13 protein-coding genes, 5 tRNA genes and 3 rRNA genes are annotated in these 19,552 nt (G+C 50.3%); 10 read left to right on the top strand and 11 right to left on the bottom strand.

Annotated elements, in window-relative coordinates; translation table 11 throughout:
* Nucleotides 1-59: 59 nt before the first annotated feature.
* The 4 genes from BZJ19_RS07580 to BZJ19_RS07565 form a co-directional block, all read right to left on the bottom strand.
* Nucleotides 60-248, bottom strand: coding sequence for a DUF4250 domain-containing protein (locus BZJ19_RS07580; RefSeq protein ID WP_069588631.1), 189 nt, complete (start codon nt 246-248; stop codon nt 60-62).
* 1 nt (nt 249) lies between these two features.
* Nucleotides 250-453, bottom strand: a complete 204-nt coding sequence (locus tag BZJ19_RS07575) for a YaeP family protein (protein ID WP_069588633.1) — start codon at nt 451-453, stop codon at nt 250-252.
* Nucleotides 454-514: 61 nt separating this feature from the next.
* Nucleotides 515-1,369, bottom strand: coding sequence for a GGDEF domain-containing protein (locus BZJ19_RS07570; protein WP_077675147.1), 855 nt, complete (start codon nt 1,367-1,369; stop codon nt 515-517).
* A gap of 118 nt (nt 1,370-1,487) precedes the next feature.
* Complete coding sequence (locus BZJ19_RS07565; RefSeq protein ID WP_077675146.1) at nt 1,488-2,618, bottom strand: patatin-like phospholipase family protein; 1,131 nt, start codon at nt 2,616-2,618, stop codon at nt 1,488-1,490.
* A gap of 169 nt (nt 2,619-2,787) precedes the next feature.
* Between BZJ19_RS07565 and BZJ19_RS07560 the strand changes: the two genes are divergently transcribed.
* Entirely contained in the window at nt 2,788-3,399 is a 612-nt protein-coding gene (locus BZJ19_RS07560) for a superoxide dismutase (protein ID WP_077675145.1), read from the top strand.
* 46 nt (nt 3,400-3,445) lie between these two features.
* On the opposite strand, the gene BZJ19_RS07555 is transcribed toward BZJ19_RS07560, so the two are convergent.
* Nucleotides 3,446-5,161 carry a proline--tRNA ligase gene (locus tag BZJ19_RS07555; protein ID WP_077675144.1) on the bottom strand — a complete coding sequence of 572 codons (1,716 nt, stop codon included), beginning with the start codon at nt 5,159-5,161 and terminating at the stop codon, nt 3,446-3,448.
* 46 nt (nt 5,162-5,207) lie between these two features.
* The gene (gene tsaA, locus BZJ19_RS07550; RefSeq protein WP_077675143.1) at nt 5,208-5,933 is read right to left on the bottom strand and encodes a tRNA (N6-threonylcarbamoyladenosine(37)-N6)-methyltransferase TrmO; all 726 of its coding nucleotides are present in this window, start codon (nt 5,931-5,933) and stop codon (nt 5,208-5,210) included.
* A 123-nt stretch (nt 5,934-6,056) separates the two neighbouring features.
* Here tsaA and gmhB point away from each other — a divergent pair, with 123 nt between their 5' ends.
* The 9 genes from gmhB (at nt 6,057) to rrf (ending at nt 13,115) form a co-directional block, all read left to right on the top strand.
* Nucleotides 6,057-6,605, top strand: a complete 549-nt coding sequence (gene gmhB / locus BZJ19_RS07545; protein ID WP_077675142.1) for a D-glycero-beta-D-manno-heptose 1,7-bisphosphate 7-phosphatase — start codon at nt 6,057-6,059, stop codon at nt 6,603-6,605.
* Nucleotides 6,606-7,024: 419 nt separating this feature from the next.
* Nucleotides 7,025-8,778, top strand: a 16S ribosomal RNA gene (locus tag BZJ19_RS07540).
* Between the two features lie 411 nt (nt 8,779-9,189).
* Nucleotides 9,190-9,265 (top strand) — tRNA-Glu (locus BZJ19_RS07535).
* A 3-nt stretch (nt 9,266-9,268) separates the two neighbouring features.
* Nucleotides 9,269-9,344 (top strand) — tRNA-Lys (locus tag BZJ19_RS07530).
* Between the two features lie 12 nt (nt 9,345-9,356).
* A tRNA-Ala gene (locus BZJ19_RS07525) sits at nt 9,357-9,432 on the top strand.
* 12 nt (nt 9,433-9,444) lie between these two features.
* A tRNA-Val gene (locus BZJ19_RS07520) sits at nt 9,445-9,520 on the top strand.
* Between the two features lie 33 nt (nt 9,521-9,553).
* Nucleotides 9,554-9,629, top strand: a tRNA-Ala gene (locus BZJ19_RS07515).
* 429 nt (nt 9,630-10,058) lie between these two features.
* A 23S ribosomal RNA gene (locus tag BZJ19_RS07510) occupies nt 10,059-12,713 on the top strand.
* A gap of 286 nt (nt 12,714-12,999) precedes the next feature.
* Nucleotides 13,000-13,115: ribosomal RNA gene (rrf, locus tag BZJ19_RS07505) — 5S ribosomal RNA — on the top strand.
* The 16S, 23S and 5S rRNA genes sit together here with 5 tRNA genes alongside, the layout of an rRNA operon.
* Before the next feature lie 252 nt (nt 13,116-13,367).
* Here the strand turns inward: rrf and BZJ19_RS07500 are convergent.
* From BZJ19_RS07500 to hemW, 5 genes are all read right to left on the bottom strand, one after another.
* Complete coding sequence (locus BZJ19_RS07500) at nt 13,368-14,267, bottom strand: LysR substrate-binding domain-containing protein (protein ID WP_077675141.1); 900 nt, start codon at nt 14,265-14,267, stop codon at nt 13,368-13,370.
* Between the two features lie 59 nt (nt 14,268-14,326).
* On the bottom strand, nt 14,327-15,901 hold the full coding sequence (locus BZJ19_RS07495; protein ID WP_077675140.1) for a HAMP domain-containing protein: 1,575 nt from the start codon (nt 15,899-15,901) through the stop codon (nt 14,327-14,329).
* Nucleotides 15,902-16,076: 175 nt separating this feature from the next.
* Nucleotides 16,077-17,102 carry a 16S rRNA (guanine(1207)-N(2))-methyltransferase RsmC gene (rsmC, locus tag BZJ19_RS07490; RefSeq protein WP_077675139.1) on the bottom strand — a complete coding sequence of 342 codons (1,026 nt, stop codon included), beginning with the start codon at nt 17,100-17,102 and terminating at the stop codon, nt 16,077-16,079.
* Between the two features lie 104 nt (nt 17,103-17,206).
* Nucleotides 17,207-18,292 carry an AI-2E family transporter gene (locus tag BZJ19_RS07485; RefSeq protein ID WP_077675138.1) on the bottom strand — a complete coding sequence of 362 codons (1,086 nt, stop codon included), beginning with the start codon at nt 18,290-18,292 and terminating at the stop codon, nt 17,207-17,209.
* A gap of 100 nt (nt 18,293-18,392) precedes the next feature.
* Complete coding sequence (hemW, locus tag BZJ19_RS07480) at nt 18,393-19,550, bottom strand: radical SAM family heme chaperone HemW (RefSeq protein WP_077479834.1); 1,158 nt, start codon at nt 19,548-19,550, stop codon at nt 18,393-18,395.
* Between the last annotated feature and the right edge of the window lie 2 nt (nt 19,551-19,552).

Below are 19,552 nucleotides of genomic sequence, written 5' to 3'. Positions count from 1 at the left end.
AAAAAAAGCGGACATTAGTCCGCTTTTTTATTGCTGTTTAACAGACAAGGCGAGATGAGTTAACGGAACTGTTTGGCGTCTTCTAAATACGTAAAGCCAGCATCCGCTAAGCGCGCACACAAGGTCTCGCGGTCGATATCATAGTAACGCACTAAGTCCTCTAAACTGGCAAACTCATCGCGTAACTTCATGTTAATAATGCTCATTAGCATGACTGGATCCATCGAGGCATAGTTTTTCAAATCCATTTTAATCCTCGTGATCGCTAATCAATAAATTGGCAGCAGCAAATGCGGCTTGTTCACGACGAGCTGGTGAAACACTCTCGTCACTCGCGACATCATTTAATGCTTTCAGCGCGCAGCTGATAGCTGCAGGGATGTAGCCTTGTTCGCCACTGCCAATTTCGGCATAGCGCTGGCGGATGAGTTCACAGCAATCTGCAACTTTCATAATGGATCTCCTCAATAGTACTGCACGCACTATAGCGAAAGGAGAGCCGTCGAGGAAAGAGTTAGCGAGCGCGTTTTTGGCGATACATGCTCTGGTCGGCGCGCTCATAAAGCGAAACACTGTTATCGCCTTTGCGATATTGGGCATAGCCAACCGATGCGCTGATATCGTGCGCGCTGAGTAATCGGTCATTGGCGACCAAGTGTTTGACTCTATCGGTGACATTGGCGACAGAATCATCACCGGCGGGCTGCAGCAACACCGCGAATTCGTCACCGCCTAAACGATAACAGCGGTCGCTACCTCGCACCGCCTCTTTGACCAGCAACGAAAAACGACGAAGCACTTTATCACCGTCTAGATGGCCATAGTTGTCATTGACTTGTTTAAAGTTATCCATATCAAACATCATCATGACCAAGCCAATATTTTGTCGTTCACAAACGGCAACCGCGTGCTGCAAATCCTGCTCAAAGCTGGTTCGGTTGTGCAGTCCGGTTAATCCATCTAGCAGTGCCATGTTCTTTACACGGGTATATTCAACCGCATTGGTCAGTGGACCGGCAAGTAACTTATGGTAAGTGTGTAACAGGCTAATTTCATCCGGATCAAGCTTATACGGGGTGGAGTACTGCAGCACCCCTAATGGTTGCTTATTAAATTTAATCGCGAAGGTTTGGCGGAAAGTATGTTGCTCACCACGACGGATAATGTTTGAGATTTCGTCGTGCTCCCAAATGATACGACCAATATCAATCTGCTTTTCTACCTCTCGTGCATACACCTCAAACAATACCTTGATATCGAGGTGTCCTTGCAGCTTTTGTAGCAACAACAAACGCTGATCAGCACCCAGCGGAACTTTACGCGGGGCGATGCCAGAGTGTGTGAATTGCTTTAAATGCGAGGCAGTCATTAATAATCAACAGCTATCTGATTTGTGGGTCATGCTGAATAAGCAGAATCCATGCCAGCCTATTATCAAGGCGAAGAGACGTCGTTTGGCTGCGATCTATCTCGTTCTTTTGGGATGACTATTCTATCAACAAGGAGAGGATTTGGGATCTGTGATTCTGTGCGTCTTGGTATCCGATGTCAATTAACTGGCGAAGATATGCCGGCTCGAACAATAAATAACTGGCAAAGGTGGCATCTTGTGAGGCATTGATGCCTAAAAGCCTTAACAGGGCGCGTGCGGCAAAGGGCATTTGACGATAAAACCGCTTGGCCACGGGCTCGAAAGGGACCGATGGACGCAGGTGTAAGACATTCACTTTTCTTAATCCTAGCTGGTGGCGCTGCGCGTCGTTCAGGGCAAGGTGAATTTGGTTCATGCGCTGCAAGTTTTCTAAATCGGCAGACAAGGTATCAGCAAATATTGCGTTCATCAGGTGACCACCCAGCATGGCGAGCCCTGGCGCTGACGGGTCGATATTACCGGCAGTGCGAATACCTGTGGTTAAGTCCAAGATGAGGATCCGTTCCGCACCCATTTTAATCGCCGGTCGCAAAGGGGCGATTTGGTGAATCGCACCATCCCCATAAAACTCATGGCCAATGCGTGAAGCAGGGAATACAAAGGGAATAGCAGAAGAGGCCAGTAAATGTTCTGTCGAGAGTTGACTGCGTCGGCCGACAGCCCTTGCCCGCTCCCACGGCGAAATACTGGCATCACCTTGAAAAAAACTGACCGATTGGCCGGTTTGATAGTTGGAAGCAGTCACCGATAGGCCATGGAGGTGACCGGACAGTAACTGATAGTTTAACTTATTAAAATTAATGGTTTGATTAAGCAATTCACGCAATGGGCGATTATTTAACAGGCCAAAAGGTGAAGTGGGTTGATAGCGTGATTGAAAGCGTTGTCCTGTTTGGCTAGCGAGGTGACTTAACAAGCCAATAGGCTGACTGGCAAAAATACGTGACGTATCGAGCCGATGCCATAGCCATGACAACTTTTTGACGCCCAGTCGAAAAGATGACGCATAGCTAGCCAGAGACACCGCATTGATTGCGCCGGCAGATGTGCCGGAATATATCGTAAATGGACTGGTATGAACGCGAGGATACCATTCAGCAATGGCAGCTAGCACACCGACTTGATAGGCCGCACGTGCACCACCACCAGTCAGGACGAGAGCGATTTTAGGCTTGTGTGTAGGCATATAACCGACGACGTTAAAAGGCTAACAGCTTGATTATAGTTACTTCACGCGCCCTGTCGCACGTTGGTCATCACAACATCCGTTTCTTTTTTACTATAGATAATGAGGTTGAAAATCATTATCAATTCGATCTATGGTGAGGAGGTCAATTAATCGATGGAGTGACAAGATGACTTATTCGTTTCCAGATTTACCTTATACCTATGATGCTCTCGAACCGCATATTGATGAGGCTACCATGCGCATTCATCACCAGCGTCACCACAAAACCTATTTCGATAAATTCGTGGCTGCGATAAAAGAGACAGCCCGCGACGGTGAACCGGTTGAGGATTTGTTTCGAGATATCTCGTCGCTGCCGGCTGCGATTCGTAATCATGGGGGAGGGTACTATAACCACCTTATTTACTGGCAATCGATGACGCCGAATCCTAAGCCTGCGCCAGAAGGCGCACTCTACGATGCGATTGTAGAGACCTTCGGCTCGCTTGATGCATTTAAAGAGGCGTTTAGTCAGGCGGCAATTGGTCAGTTTGGTTCAGGTTTTGCGTGGCTGGTGGTGAAAGAGGATGGCCAGCTTGCGATCACATCAACGGCTAATCAAGACAATCCATTGATGGATATTGCAGAGGTCAAAGGTGAACCGATTTTAGGGTGCGATGTCTGGGAGCATGCTTATTATCTTAATTACCAGAATAAACGTCCTGACTACGTGAATGCGTGGTGGAAGGTGGTGAATTGGTCATTTGCCGAAAAAGCGTATCAGCAAGCGATCGGTTAAAAAAATGCCCCGCAACGCGGGGCATTCACTCATTACACGATAAGGCTTAAGCCAGTTTTGCTTGGATAAACGACAAGGAGTTGTCGATAGCGAACGGCACTTTCTCACCGTCGCGGCGATGCTTATATTCAAACACGCCATTATCCATGCTGCGCTCACCGATTATGATGGTATGCGGCACACCGACTAGCTCAATGTCTGAGAACATTACCCCGGGACGCTCTTTACGATCATCAAAGAGTACCTCGATACCGGCAGCTGTAAGATCAGCGTAAAGCTTTTCAGCCGCTTCGCGGACACGCTCAGACTTGTGCATATTCATCGGCACAATCGCAACGGTAAACGGTGCAATCGCGTCAGGCCAAATGATGCCATTTTCATCATGGTTTTGCTCAATCGCAGCTGCAACCACACGTGTCACACCAATACCATAACAGCCCATTTCTAGGGTTGTATTTTTGCCATCTTGGCCGAGGACGCCTGCGCCCATTTTCTCCGAGTAATTGTTACCCAACTGGAAAATATGGCCAACTTCAATACCGCGCTTAAACATCAAGGTGCCTTTGCCACATGGGCTAGGATCGCCTTCAACCACATTACGCAAATCGGCAACTTGGCCAAGTTCAACGTCACGGCCCCAGTTGATGCCAAAGTAGTGTTTGTCGTCAATGTTGGCACCGGCGCCGAAATCATTCATTACCGCGACGCTGCGATCGACAATAAATGGCGCAGGAAGATTGACCGGACCTAATGAACCGGGACCAGCACCGACCAAGGCGCGAATTTCTTCTTCTGTCGCAAAGGTTAATGGCGCCGCAACTTCAGGAAGGTTTTCTGCCTTCACTTCGTTGAGTTCATGATCGCCGCGAATAATCAGCGCGATCAGGTCGGCGTCTACTTCATCAGAGGCCTTAACAAACAGGGTCTTGACGGTTTTTTCGATCGGCAACTTAAATTGCTCAACCAACTCGGCAATGGTTTTTGCATTTGGCGTGTCGACCAATTCCATCGCTTGGGTTGGCGCCTCAGCCTGATCTTTAGGCGCGAGTGCTTCTGCTTTTTCGATGTTGGCGGCGTAATCGGACTCGGTGGAGAAAGCAATCAGATCTTCCCCGCTACCTGCGAGCACGTGGAACTCATGTGACGCTGAGCCACCAATCGCCCCGGTGTCTGCCAGTACCGCGCGGTAATCAAGACCCATGCGATCGAAAATGGCGCAGTAAGCCGCACGCATTTTCTCGTAGCTTTGCTCCATACCCGCTTTGTCGATATCAAAGCTATATGCATCTTTCATGATAAATTCACGTGAACGCATCACGCCAAAGCGTGGCCGCACCTCATCACGGAATTTGGTTTGAATCTGATACAGATTGATCGGCAGTTGTTTATACGAGTTAATCTCGTTGCGCACCAAGTTAGTAATCACTTCTTCATGCGTAGGTCCAAGTACAAAGGGACGTTCGTGACGATCAGCGATGCGAAGCAGTTCCGGACCAAACTTTTCCCAGCGTCCTGTTTCTTGCCATAGATCTGCAGGCTGTACCACTGGCATAAGCGTCTCGACAGCGCCTGACTTGTTCATTTCTTCCCGTACGATGCGCTCAACTTTTTGTAGCACTCGTACACCGGTCGGCAGCCAAGTGTATAGACCTGAAGCAAGTTTACGAATCATACCTGCGCGCAGCATCAGCTGGTGGCTGACAATTTCTGCGTCGCTAGGGGTTTCTTTCAAAGTAGAAAGCAGATATTGACTGGTACGCATTTAAAGTTATCCGTTGATATTAGCGATCAATAATAAGTAGGGCATATTAACAGCGCGGGGGTGTTTCGACAAAAGCTTCTATGGCCTCAACGTGAATCTGGTCGTCAGACACCATGAAACGCACATTGAAATCGAACAGGTGGACGGCATAGTGCTTAGTATCTGGCTTGCCCTTTTTATAGGCAGGGCGAGGGTCTTGTGCGAGCACCTCTTCAATCACTTGGCGTTGGTATATGCCCTCAGGATGTTGAGAGAGTGTCGCGAGGGCGGGATTAGAAAAATGCACCGGCATCAAGTCAGGCTTTTGCTGAGCAAACCCGCCCTGAGCACTATCAAGACAGTCAGAGTAGGGGATATAAGGTTTGATATCGATAATTGGCGTTCGATTGACAAGATCGCACCCCCGTACGATTAACCGGACTTGACCCGGTGTAGACTCAACGCGAACCAGCTCTACCGCCGACATGCCGATACCATTGGGACGAAAGGTCGCACGGCTGGCAAAGACGCCGACTCGCTCGTTTCCACCCAAACGCGGGGGGCGAACTGTCGGGGACCAACCTTTATCTAAATTACGATCGAACAAGAATAGTAACCAAAGGTGGGAAAATTGCTCAATACCTCTTACTGCATCAAGCTGATTCGCGTCATCACGCAATTCAATATATGCCAAGGCACTGGGTGCTAGGCCCGGTTGTCGCGGCACAGCAAACTTTTCTTTAAACGGAGAAATCAAGGTGCCAACAGGAGAGATAGAGAAAGTATCTTGCATAGGGTGAAGTTCGGTTAATAGACGACGCTAATCTTAACACGCGAGTTTCATTGAGTATGCAAAGATGCAAGCAACCACGCAGCATGTCATAATTATCGCCTGACACTGAATGAGGAATTGTGAGTGAGTTTTCCCGCTGTTTTTATTGATCGCGATGGTGTGGTCAATGTCGACCACGGCTATGTGGCGGATATCGATAATTTTGAGTATATCGAAGGAGTGTTCGACGCATGCCGCGCCCTAAAAGAAAGAGGGTATTTATTAGTGCTGGTGACCAACCAAGCCGGTATCGCCCGTGGTTATTACTCTGAGCAAGACTTTTTGCAGCTGACGGAATGGATGGATTGGAACTTTGCCGACAAGGGCGTGGACTTTGACGGTATTTATTACTGCCCACATCATGCCAGTGAAGGGGTCGGTGAGTATCGGATTGATTGCGATTGTCGCAAACCCAAGCCGGGTATGTTGATTGACGCTCAGCAAGAGCTCGATATTGATATGTCACGCTCGGTGATGGTCGGTGATAAAGCCGATGACATGAAGGCTGCACAAGCTGCCGGTGTGGCTACCCGCATTCTCGTGAGATCAGGAAAGCCTGTGACCGAGGAAGGCGAATCGTTAGCAACCTGCGTGGTGGATTCCATCGCAGATGTCCCAAGTGCATTGAGCTAATTCACACGAGCCTATCAGAATCACACTTTTGTACCTTTTTGGTGATAATTTGTTCTAACGGTTAATTTCGTTGAAAAAAAGACTTGCGACTTAAATTTATCACCCTATAATTCGCTCCTCGTTGGCACGGCAAACCGCGCTAACAAACGGCAGCAAAGCCAAGTAAACAAAAAGCTTGACTCACTGCCTCGGTGGCGTAAAATGCCACTCCCGCTCAAGATTGAGCGRCGCTCTTTAACAATTTGACCTATGCAATCTGTGTGGGCACTCGTTGAGAATAGACAAAAAGATTTATTCGATGAACTGAGTGACCAAACGACAACTTTTATAGTTGTTCGGCACAGTCAATTCGTTTTTCTCTTCGGAGATAAACAGTAATCAGTATTCATTGAGCTGAAACTTCGGTTTCGAAAAAACTTTAATTGAAGAGTTTGATCATGGCTCAGATTGAACGCTGGCGGCAGGCCTAACACATGCAAGTCGAGCGGAAACGGCAGTATTGAAGCTTCGGTGGATTTACTGGRCGTCGAGCGGCGGACGGGTGAGTAAYGGCTGGGAACCTGCCCTGACGAGGGGGATAACCGTTGGAAACGACGGCTAATACCGCATAATGTCTACGGACCAAAGGTGGCCTCTRCATGTAAGCTATCGCGTTGGGATGGGCCCAGTTAGGATTAGCTAGTTGGTAAGGTAAYGGCTTACCAAGGCGACGATCCTTAGCTGGTTTGAGAGGATGATCAGCCACACTGGGACTGAGACACGGCCCAGACTCCTACGGGAGGCAGCAGTGGGGAATATTGCACAATGGGGGAGACCCTGATGCAGCCATGCCGCGTGTGTGAAGAAGGCCTTCGGGTTGTAAAGCACTTTCAGCAGTGAGGAAGGTAGTGTACTTAATACGTGCATTGCTTGACGTTAGCTGCAGAAGAAGCACCGGCTAACTCCGTGCCAGCAGCCGCGGTAATACGGAGGGTGCGAGCGTTAATCGGAATTACTGGGCGTAAAGCGCATGCAGGCGGTTTGTTAAGTCAGATGTGAAAGCCCGGGGCTCAACCTCGGAACCGCATTTGAAACTGGCAGGCTAGAGTCTTGTAGAGGGGGGTAGAATTTCAGGTGTAGCGGTGAAATGCGTAGAGATCTGAAGGAATACCAGTGGCGAAGGCGGCCCCCTGGACAAAGACTGACGCTCAGATGCGAAAGCGTGGGTAGCAAACAGGATTAGATACCCTGGTAGTCCACGCCGTAAACGATGTCTACTTGGAGGCTGAGGTTTTAGACTTTGGCTTTCGGAGCTAACGCATTAAGTAGACCGCCTGGGGAGTACGGCCGCAAGGTTAAAACTCAAATGAATTGACGGGGGCCCGCACAAGCGGTGGAGCATGTGGTTTAATTCGATGCAACGCGAAGAACCTTACCTACTCTTGACATCCAGAGAACTTTCCAGAGATGGATTGGTGCCTTCGGGARCTCTGAGACAGGTGCTGCATGGCTGTCGTCAGCTCGTGTTGTGAAATGTTGGGTTAAGTCCCGCAACGAGCGCAACCCTTATCCTTGTTTGCCAGCACGTAAAGGTGGGAACTCCAGGGAGACTGCCGGTGATAAACCGGAGGAAGGTGGGGACGACGTCAAGTCATCATGGCCCTTACGAGTAGGGCTACACACGTGCTACAATGGCAGATACAGAGGGCAGCGAGACAGCGATGTTAAGCGAATCCCTTAAAGTTTGTCGTAGTCCGGATTGGAGTCTGCAACTCGACTCCATGAAGTCNGGTGGGAACTCCAGGGAGACTGCCGGTGATAAACCGGAGGAAGGTGGGGACGACGTCAAGTCATCATGGCCCTTACGAGTAGGGCTACACACGTGCTACAATGGCAGATACAGAGGGCAGCGAGACAGCGATGTTAAGCGAATCCCTTAAAGTTTGTCGTAGTCCGGATTGGAGTCTGCAACTCGACTCCATGAAGTCGGAATCGCTAGTAATCGCAGATCAGAATGCTGCGGTGAATACGTTCCCGGGCCTTGTACACACCGCCCGTCACACCATGGGAGTGGGCTGCACCAGAAGTAGATAGCTTAACCTTCGGGAGGGCGTTTACCACGGTGTGGTTCATGACTGGGGTGAAGTCGTAACAAGGTAGCCCTAGGGGAACCTGGGGCTGGATCACCTCCTTACTGACGCTATTCTTGCGAGTGTTCACACAGATTGCTTGTACACACCGCCCGTCACACCATGGGAGTGGGCTGCACCAGAAGTAGATAGCTTAACCTTCGGGAGGGCGTTTACCACGGTGTGGTTCATGACTGGGGTGAAGTCGTAACAAGGTAGCCCTAGGGGAACCTGGGGCTGGATCACCTCCTTACTGACGCTATTCTTGCGAGTGTTCACACAGATTGTATAGGTTGAAGTATAAAGAGAGGTTTGGCATCCCAATGCCAAACACGCCTAGGAATTATTGCTTAGGCGTGATGATTTGCTTAGATAGCAAGGCGTTTGAAGTGCGAATGGCCTGAGCATAGGAGTACTATGTGATTGCCTGAGCAATGAAAGCAACGCGGCTAGCGAAGATAAATCATCCGTATAAAGTCCCATTCGTCTAGAGGCCTAGGACACCGCCCTTTCACGGCGGTAACAGGGGTTCGACTCCCCTATGGGACGCCAYTTGGGTTGTTAGCTCAGTTGGTAGAGCAGTTGACTTTTAATCAATTGGTCACAGGTTCGAATCCTGTACAACCCACCATTTCTCAGACGCGGGGCTATAGCTCAGCTGGGAGAGCGCTTGCATGGCATGCAAGAGGTCGGCGGTTCGATCCCGCCTAGCTCCACCAAGTCTGAAGGATGGGCGATTAGCTCAGTTGGGAGAGCACCTCCCTTACAAGGAGGGGGTCACTGGTTCGAGCCCGGTATCGCCCACCATTTCTCTTTCAAAGAGAAACGCCATATTATATTGGGGCTATAGCTCAGCTGGGAGAGCGCCTGCTTTGCACGCAGGAGGTCTGCGGTTCGATCCCGCATAGCTCCACCACTTTATTATTCGTTTTTCACAGCAGTTATCTCCTGTTGCGAAAAGCTGTGTCTGAAAGCAAATAATAAAGTGGTTTGTCTTTATGATAGACACACATGCTCTTTAACAATCTGGAAAGCTGACAAGTCATTCTTAAAGAATGACAGTAAAGTTCTCAATCAGTGACAGAAATGTCACTCACACAATCAAGTGTGCTTGGGCTTTGTCTTAGTGATAAGCAAAGTCTCTATTTTGAGTCCGGCAAAAACAAAACCTTAATTRGTTGATGATTCAACACTSAGTGGTTTTGCGACGYAGATTTCTTTTTTAGACAATCTCGCGCGAGGCGTTTGTCGCGGGGAGCGTAACGTGTTACGTGACCAAGCAAACGGTGAGCAAGAGGCCGTATAAAAGAGAAAGATCGAGCAAAAAGACCTYTTGGGGTTGTATGGTTAAGTGAYTAAGCGTAGACGGTGGATGCCTTGGCAGTCAGAGGCGATGAAGGACGTATTAACTTGCGATAAGCCCAGATAAGGCAGTAAAAGCCATTTGARTCTGGGATTTCCGAATGGGGAAACCCACCTGCATAAGCAGGTATCTTAGCGTGAATACATAGCGCTAAGAGGCGAACTCGGGGAACTGAAACATCTAAGTACCCGAAGGAAAAGAAATCAATTGAGATTCCGGCAGTAGCGGCGAGCGARCCCGGAGCAGCCCTTAAGCGGCTTAGGCGTTAGGTGAACAGGTTGGAAAACCTGGCAATAAAGGGTGATAGCCCCGTAACCGACAGCGCCTTAGYCGTGAAAACGAGTAGGACGGGACACGTGATATCTTGTCTGAACATGGGGGGACCATCCTCCAAGGCTAAATACTCCTGACTGACCGATAGTGAACCAGTACCGTGAGGGAAAGGCGAAAAGAACCCCTGTGAGGGGAGTGAAATAGAACCTGAAACCGTCTACGTACAAGCAGTGGGAGCCTCTTCGTGGGGTGACCGAAACTCGGAGATAGCTGGTTCTCCCCGAAAGCTATTTAGGTAGCGCCTCGGACGAATACTACTGGGGGTAGAGCACTGTTAAGGCTAGGGGGTCATCCCGACTTACCAACCCTTTGCAAACTCCGAATACCAGTAAGTACTATCCGGGAGACACACGGCGGGTGCTAACGTCCGTCGTGGAGAGGGAAACAACCCAGACCGCCAGCTAAGGTCCCAAAGTTATCGCTAAGTGGGAAACGATGTGGGAAGGCTCAGACAGCCAGGATGTTGGCTTAGAAGCAGCCATCATTTAAAGAAAGCGTAATAGCTCACTGGTCGAGTCGGCCTGCGCGGAAGATGTAACGGGGCTAAGCGATACACCGAAGCTGCGGCAATGTCCTYATGGATATTGGGTAGGGGAGCGTTGTGTAAGCYGTTGAAGGTGTGCTGAGAGGCATGCTGGAGGTATCACAAGTGCGAATGCTGACATGAGTAACGATAAAGGGGGTGAAAAACCTCCTCGCCGGAAGACCAAGGGTTCCTGTCCAACGTTAATCGGGGCAGGGTAAGTCGGCCCCTAAGGCGAGGCCGAAAGGCGTAGTCGATGGGAAACGGGTTAATATTCCCGTACTGCTGCTTACTGCGATGGGGGGACGGAGAAGGCTAGGTGGGCCTGGCGATGGTYGTCCAGGTTCAAGTGCGTAGGCTGATTTCTTAGGCAAATCCGGGAAATCAAGGCCGAGACACGATGTCGAGCCACCAAGGTGGTGAAGTCATTGATGCCATGCTTCCGGGAAAAGCCTCTAAGCTTCAGGTAAGTAGCAACCGTACTCCAAACCGACACAGGTGGTCGGGTAGAGAATACCAAGGCGCTTGAGAGAACTCGGGTGAAGGAACTAGGCAAAATGGTACCGTAACTTCGGGAGAAGGTACGCTGCCCACGGTGAAGTCCCTTGCGGATGGAGCTATGGGCAGTCGCAGATACCAGGTGGCTGCAACTGTTTATTAAAAACACAGCACTGTGCAAAATCGAAAGATGACGTATACGGTGTGACGCCTGCCCGGTGCCGGAAGGTTAATTGATGTGGTTATCGCAAGAGAAGCCATTGATCGAAGCCCCGGTAAACGGCGGCCGTAACTATAACGGTCCTAAGGTAGCGAAATTCCTTGTCGGGTAAGTTCCGACCTGCACGAATGGCGTAATGATGGCCACGCTGTCTCCACCCGAGACTCAGTGAAATTGAAATCGCAGTGAAGATGCTGTGTACCCGCGGCTAGACGGAAAGACCCCGTGAACCTTTACTACAGCTTGGCACTGAACATTGAGCCTACATGTGTAGGATAGGTGGGAGGCTTTGAAGCGGCGACGCCAGTTGTCGTGGAGCCATCCTTGAAATACCACCCTTGTATGTTTGATGTTCTAACTTAGCCCCRTTATCYGGGGTGAGGACAGTGCCTGGTGGGTAGTTTGACTGGGGCGGTCTCCTCCCAAAGAGTAACGGAGGAGCACGAAGGTGGGCTAATCACGGTCGGACATCGTGAGGTTAGTGCAATGGCATAAGCCCGCTTAACTGCGAGAGTGACGGCTCGAGCAGGTACGAAAGTAGGTCATAGTGATCCGGTGGTTCTGAATGGAAGGGCCATCGCTCAACGGATAAAAGGTACTCCGGGGATAACAGGCTGATACCGCCCAAGAGTTCATATCGACGGCGGTGTTTGGCACCTCGATGTCGGCTCATCACATCCTGGGGCTGAAGTCGGTCCCAAGGGTATGGCTGTTCGCCATTTAAAGTGGTACGCGAGCTGGGTTTAGAACGTCGTGAGACAGTTCGGTCCCTATCTGCCGTGGGCGTTGGATGATTGAGGGGAGCTGCTCCTAGTACGAGAGGACCGGAGTGGACGAACCGCTGGTGTTCGGGTTGTGTCGCCAGACGCATTGCCCGGTAGCTAAGTTCGGCACAGATAAGCGCTGAAAGCATCTAAGCGCGAAGCTGGCCCCGAGATGAGTCATCCCTAGAGCTTCGAGCTCTCTAAAGGGTTGTCGTAGACTACGACGTTGATAGGCAGGGTGTGTAAGCGCTGTGAGGCGTTGAGCTAACCTGTACTAATTGCCCGTGAGGCTTAACCATACAACACCCAAGAGGTTTTGGGTTGGACTTAAAATAAGCCAGTTGATTGTGGCGAGAACGAACAGCTTTCTAGATTACNATCCCTAGAGCTTCGAGCTCTCTAAAGGGTTGTCGTAGACTACGACGTTGATAGGCAGGGTGTGTAAGCGCTGTGAGGCGTTGAGCTAACCTGTACTAATTGCCCGTGAGGCTTAACCATACAACACCCAAGAGGTTTTGGGTTGGACTTAAAATAAGCCAGTTGATTGTGGCGAGAACGAACAGCTTTCTAGATTACAAAATTTTGCTTGGCGACCATAGCGCTTTGGACCCACCTGATTCCATGCCGAACTCAGTAGTGAAACGAAGCAGCGCCGATGGTAGTGTGGGGTCTCCCCATGTGAGAGTAGGACATCGCCAGGCTTTCATTGCTTATCTTGTTGATAGCTCGATGCTATTGATATCTGTGATGCTCATGTATTGGCATACACTGCGCGTCTCGATTCAACATCCTCATCGCATCAAACAAGATAATCTAATTAGAGCCTCATGTTGGGCTTTAGTTAGCAAAAATTTAAATATCAAAGCGGATGTGCGTAAGACTTTGACGAGAAAACACCAAGCCCTGACCTCACGGTCGGGGCTTTTTTGTATCTGTAGTTGGGTGTCTTGGGGTTAAGAAGATAGAGGTTGAGGTTGCCAGTGTAAGCAGAAATCCCAGAAGCGGGTCAGTAGACCTGACTGGTATTTATCTTTGTGACGCACGAGCCAATAGCGCCGGGATAATAGCAAAGGGAGTTCGAGGGCAACGACTCGACCGTCAGCAATGGCGTGTTGAGCGGAGAGCTTAGACAGATATGCCAAGCCTAACCCGGCACTCGCGGCGTTTAAAATCGCTTCTGTGGTATTGAGCTCGAAAGAAAGGTGCCAGCGCTCGAAGCGAGGAGCAAGGCGTGAGAGAAAGTGCTCACGTGTGCCCGAGCCAGATTCGCGGATCAGCCAAGTTTGATTGTCGAGATCCCCAACACTTAACGGCGCTTGACTGACAAGTGGGTGATCAGGGTGACACACCACCGCCATCTGATCACTTAGCCAAGGCGTTTGCAGTAAATCGGGATGTTGGATTTCACCTTCTATTAATCCGATATCCAGCTCGAAATGTTGCAGACGAGCGATGATCTCTTGGCTGTTTGCAATCACCAATGTTTGCTGTTGATGCGCGGTTACATGACGAAAATCGCTGATCAGTGCCGGCAAAAGCTGGTTGCCCACCGTATCGCTTCCCCCTAATCGTAGGCAACCAATCAACTGGCTGTCGTCTTTCAGTGCCGCGCTAATCTCATCGCTACGGGTTAGCAATTCATCCGCTTTAGGGATCAGCGCAGCACCTTGGTCGTTAAGGTGGAGTCGGTTGCCGCGTCGATCAAACAAGGGGTAACCGAGCTGACTTTCTAACTCGGCAAGCGCCATGCTGACCGCTGGCTTACTGAGAAACAGTTTCTTGGCGGCGGCGGTGATCGTGCCCTCTTGCACGATAGTTAAAAACACTCGCAATTGAGGAAGTGAAAGCGCCATTACGACCTAGCGATTAAGGGTTTGAGCCACTATAAGGCCGCGGACTCTCAATGACAACGTTAACGGCGGTCGGTAATCCAATGTTGGATTTCTTGTTGGGCCTGTTTTAAGGATTGGTAGTAAGGCGATTGTCTGTCCGTATGCTGAAGGACGAAATCGAGACTGCGTACCACATTCCGCCAACGCGGCGTTTTGGGAACCGTTTCAAGGTGTAGGTATTTGTCCAAAGTTCTTGTTTGCAGGCTACCTTTGTCGGAATAGACGCGCCATAGACCACTTTGCTCGGCCAAACCGACTTTATCACCGCCCCATGCATCTAACGCGAGGTTCATCGCGATGACTAAGCTGTGATGTAAGCTGTCTGACTGCATTGCAGGCGTGTGCTCACTAGGTGAGGGAGATGATGTTGAAAAGCACGTCGCTTTTAAGCGGTGTTGCAGGTGCGATAAGGCAGTGGCAAGCCGTCCGATTTCATCTTGGCGTTGCCGATGCGTCACTGGATAGTCGAGCTCACCGGCTGCAAATTGTTCTGCGCACCAAGTCAGTTGCAACATAGGGAGAGCAAGACGATGGGAGAGCCAGTGCCCAATAAATAGCAGTAATACAATCAGGGCTATCACCAAGGCCACACTGATTGAATACAGGCGATAAAGCGGCTGATACGCACTTTGCTTGGGGGTGCAAGTTATCAGTGCCCAAGATGTGTTGCCGATGCTGACGGGACGATAAGCGGTCAGTTGTGGCATCAATGCATAGACGCTGGGTGACAATACTCCTTGTTGACCCTCTAAGCTTTTTATAATTGCCGCTTGGGGAGGGGAAACAGCGAGTTTGGCATGACTTGAGCGGGGTACCCAGCCACTGAGTAAGGACTGATGCGATTGATCAATAAGCCATAAGGCTGAGTGAGGGCGTTGAAGCTGACGTAGCATGGAGGACAAGTTGTCCGTCGTGGTACTTACGGCAAGGATACTTTGGATCTGACCGCTTTTCAGTATCGGGGCGAGATACCATGCTTGCATGGTGCGTGAGCCTTGGGGAGCAAAGTGAGTGCGTACCCACTTAGGGCGCCGCTTAGGCGGGGCATCTAAGAGTTGGGTGACGGCTTGGCGTAGTCTGGTATCCGCGAGCAACTGTGGCGTGGCTTTGACGGCAAAAACGAGGTGTTGGCTTCGGTCAAACATCGCCACATTATTGAACTCATACCTTGCCATCCATGATTGGTATTGACGGTTAAACTGTCGATAAAGGCGATGATAATTCTGGTTTTTGGTATTGAGGTGTGTTCCTGCGTTTTGCTGCAGGATTTGCATGAGCTGTCGGTGCGCCTGGGACGTGTCTTCACTCAATTGGGCGAACGCATTCGGAAAGCCATAGAAGCGCCCACCACTGCTGATCGCCAAGTCGGAGTCTGCAAGGTTAACAACGGCACGCACCTGATCATGAAAATATTCTTTGATGGTGAAGTAGTAGCGATCTCGTTCGTTCTCCAGCTGTTGGTGGGCTTGGGTGATCAACAGCTGTGACTGACTCCATGTAAAGTAACCGGTCAGAATTATCACAGGAATAATGCTAAGGCTAAAAAACCACCACATAAAGCGGCGTTGAAGACGCGTCGAGTAACCCATATCCATTTGCACGCTGTGAATACCTCTCCCTGATCACGCGGGCTTGAATCACAAGCGGCTGCCAAAAGGCAGCCGCGAGAGAGTAAACGCTAACACGTCCGATGAGCTAAAACTGTGACCTGCTGTCAGGTATCAAGTCTTAAAACTGTGTTAGTGCGCTGATTGATGGTGTTATCAGCAACTAGCGTGCTTTTTGCGCATGATAAACCGCGAATCGACGTGTTTTCGCGAGGGTATCGCACTGACCAAACCCTTTTTCAATAAGCGGTGGGTAACGTAAGAAGCTATTGGCGACGATCACCAGTTGGCCGCGACGACGCAGATAGCGWGGGGCGCTTTCCAGTAATGACTCGGTGGCGTGGTAATGTGTCTCTAGCCCTTCATGGAATGGGGGATTGCTGATAATGGCATCAAACTGCTGTCCACTGACGGCACTTAGCATGTCTGAAACCAACACAGAACCTTTGAGTCCATTGGCCTCGAGGGTTGCTTGTGTCGAGGCAACGGCTAAGTAATTCACATCGACAAACGTCAGCGCGAGCTTGGCGTTGCTCGCCAGCAGTGCGGTGCCAATGACACCGGCGCCACAACCGACGTCAATCACATCCCCTTGCATAGCGGGGAGATTTTTCAGCAGTAAAGCGGTCCCGTCATCCAAACTTTTTTGGCTAAATACGCCGGGGAGTGCTCGGATCGTGAGGGCCATCTCTGCGATTTGCAACGGGTAATCATTAAACCATGCCGCTAACTCAAACTGAGGCGCTGGGGACGTGCATTCGCCGTAATACAGGCTGCACCGGCGCGCAGAGTCTTGTTTGGTGACGTGTCCATAAGGCGCAAAACGTTTTTCGATGCTTTTGACGCCACTACGGTTTTCACCCACCACTATCCAGTCGACGTTGGCGCCGAGGCGATGGGTGAGCATCGCGAGAAGAAAGTCTGCTTCCGCTTTCGATTTGGGCCAATAAAAGAGCACAAGGTCCACCGGCTGCTCATCATCATACTCAGCACCTGCGTGCACAGTGACACCCGTATCGGCCATGCGCGTCGCATAGCCGTGATGCGTGGTAAACACAGAGACACTTTTTGCATGTGTGAGGAGTTGCCGAGCAAAGTCATCTTCTAGCTCACCTGCCAATAGAACATGTTTGTTTTCAAATAGCGTCAGGTGGCGCTGCGCAATTTCACTCGGGGCCGTTAAACTCATGATCGTTCTCTTTACGTGATTCAGACGTGACAATCGACGCGCTTAGGTGCGCGCTGGGGAGCGGATTGTCCCACAAAGTGCGCACTAGGCCAACCTATGCCAAGTTAGGCATTGTCTTGGCGATCGAGGAAACGCTCGAACTCAATTTCATACATGCGAAAGAGGACGAGGGTGAGCGAGAAGATGATGGGGCCATAAATCAGTCCCATCAATCCAAATAGGTGCAGGCCGCCAAGCAAAGAGAAGAAGATGAGCAAGGTATTCATCCCCGAGTTCCCCTGCATCAAAAATGGGCGTAGCAGGTTATCAATCGAGCCGACCACCACCACGCTCCATATCAATAGCCCTAGCGCCCATTGCCATTCGCCAGTGATGGCTAAATACACCACTGTCGGCAGCCAGATAAGTGCTGTGCCCACCACGGGAATAAAGGAAGCGAAAGCCATCATGGTTCCCCAGAATAGGGCGGGCAGTCCCACGGCCCACATGGCTAAGCCACCGGCTGCGCCTTGGGCGAGTGCGGTGAGAAATGAGCCTAACACGGCAGATTTGGCGACTTTCTCAACTTCATCGAGCAGTTGGTCTTCTTGGCTGCGAGAAAGTGGGATCACATGACGCAGAGTTTGAATGATGCTTTCGTGATCTCGGAGTAAAAAGAAGAGCACAAACAGCATCAGCATAAAATTGATAAAAAAGTTGGTCACATCGCCCAGTACTTTGGAGCTGAACTCTAACATTTGCCCACTGAATGATGACATCCAAGCAGCGAGTTTCTTCACCGTTTCTTGCGGGTCTATCAAATCAAACGGTAGCCATTGATTGAAAAAGTGTAGGGCACCCTGAACTTGCGGGTTATTCATCAGGGATTTTGCGCCGCCATTATTCAACCAGTCATAACTTTGGGTAAAAAAGCTAACACCTTGTTGGATGATGGCCGCGGCGACTAAGGTCAGCGGGATAATGATAATAAAGGTTAGCAGCACACAGGACAGCACCGCGGCGGTATTCGGGCGGCCGCCCAAGCGTTGCTCGATACGGTTATGCACCGGGAAAAACAATAGCGAGACGATAAAGGCCAGCACAATGGCGCCAATATAGGGCTCAATAAGCAGATAACACGCGTAGGTGGCAACGATAAGCGCTGCAATCAGGGTCCAGTGTTTGGGCTCGACGCGAAATGACGGGCTCACAGGCGTATCCTTTTTTGCTGAATGTCGGTGGGCGATGCCCTCGATAAACGAAGGCGGATCGGTGATCCGCCGTATTTATGAGCACCTTACCACAGACAGATTAGTCTGCGTCAGCTAAAAAAATCGCCAACAGATCGTTTAAGAATAATTTACCTTTTGGCGTGATTTGCCAGTGTGATCGGGTGTCTGTGATTAATCCTTGCTCAATTGCCTCTGCCATAGGCGCATCAAGTGTCGATAGCGGTAAGCCTGTCCGCTGGACAAACTCAGCTTTGGGACAAGCTTCCAATAAACGGAAGCGATTCATAAAGAACTCAAAGGCCAGCTCTGTGGGTTTGACCCATTGACTATCGGTCAGGTAGGCCTTTTCCGGGTCGAGGTAGCCGCGCGGATGCTTGACTTTGACTGTGCGCAACACCCTTGCTTGACCTTGATCTGGCAATGTCAGTTTTCCATGAGCCCCGCAGCCAATCCCTAAATAGTCGCCAAATCGCCAGTAGTTGAGATTATGCTGGCATTGCTTGTTCTCAAGGCTGTAGGCCGAGGTTTCATACTGCACATAGCCGGCGTCTGTGAGCAATTGATGGCCTTTGTCAAAAATATCCCAAAGGGTATCTTCTTCTGGCAGCGTAGGCGGTTTGGAGTAAAACTGGGTGTTAGGCTCGATGGTTAACTGATACCAAGACAAATGCGGTGGATTCAGTGCAATGGCCTTTTCAAGATCCGCCAGCGCTTCTTGCTCCGATTGATTGGGTAAGCCGTGCATCAAATCGAGATTGAAGCTATCCAATCCGGCTTGGTGTGCGAGCTGAGCCGCACGTTCGGCCTCTCCCGGACCATGAATACGCCCTAAGCGCTCGAGTTTATCGGCGGAAAAGCTTTGTACACCAATAGAGATTCGATTGACGCCCGCTTGACGGTAGCCAATGAACTTATCGGCTTCCACCGTGCCGGGGTTCGCTTCCATGGTCACTTCCATGTTTGCGCTTGGCATTAGGCGTGCTTTGATGCCATCCAGCAAGCGCTGAATTTCGGGGGCCGACATCAAGCTTGGCGTGCCACCACCAATAAAAATCGAATGCAGTGGTCGCTCAGCGACAGAAGGATAAGCGGCCAAGTCGGTATCAAGATCATCGAGCAATGCACTGATATAGTCCGACTCAGGGATCACCCCTTTTTGCGCATGAGAGTTAAAGTCGCAGTATGGGCATTTTTGTACACACCACGGGATGTGTACGTACAAACTCAGTGGGATCATGC

The sequence above is a fragment of the Salinivibrio proteolyticus genome (genome assembly GCF_001996165.1).
Lineage (GTDB): Bacteria > Pseudomonadota > Gammaproteobacteria > Enterobacterales > Vibrionaceae > Salinivibrio > Salinivibrio proteolyticus.
The sequence above is the reverse complement of the archived record's forward strand: the minus strand, read 5'-3'. Positions and strand labels throughout refer to the sequence as shown.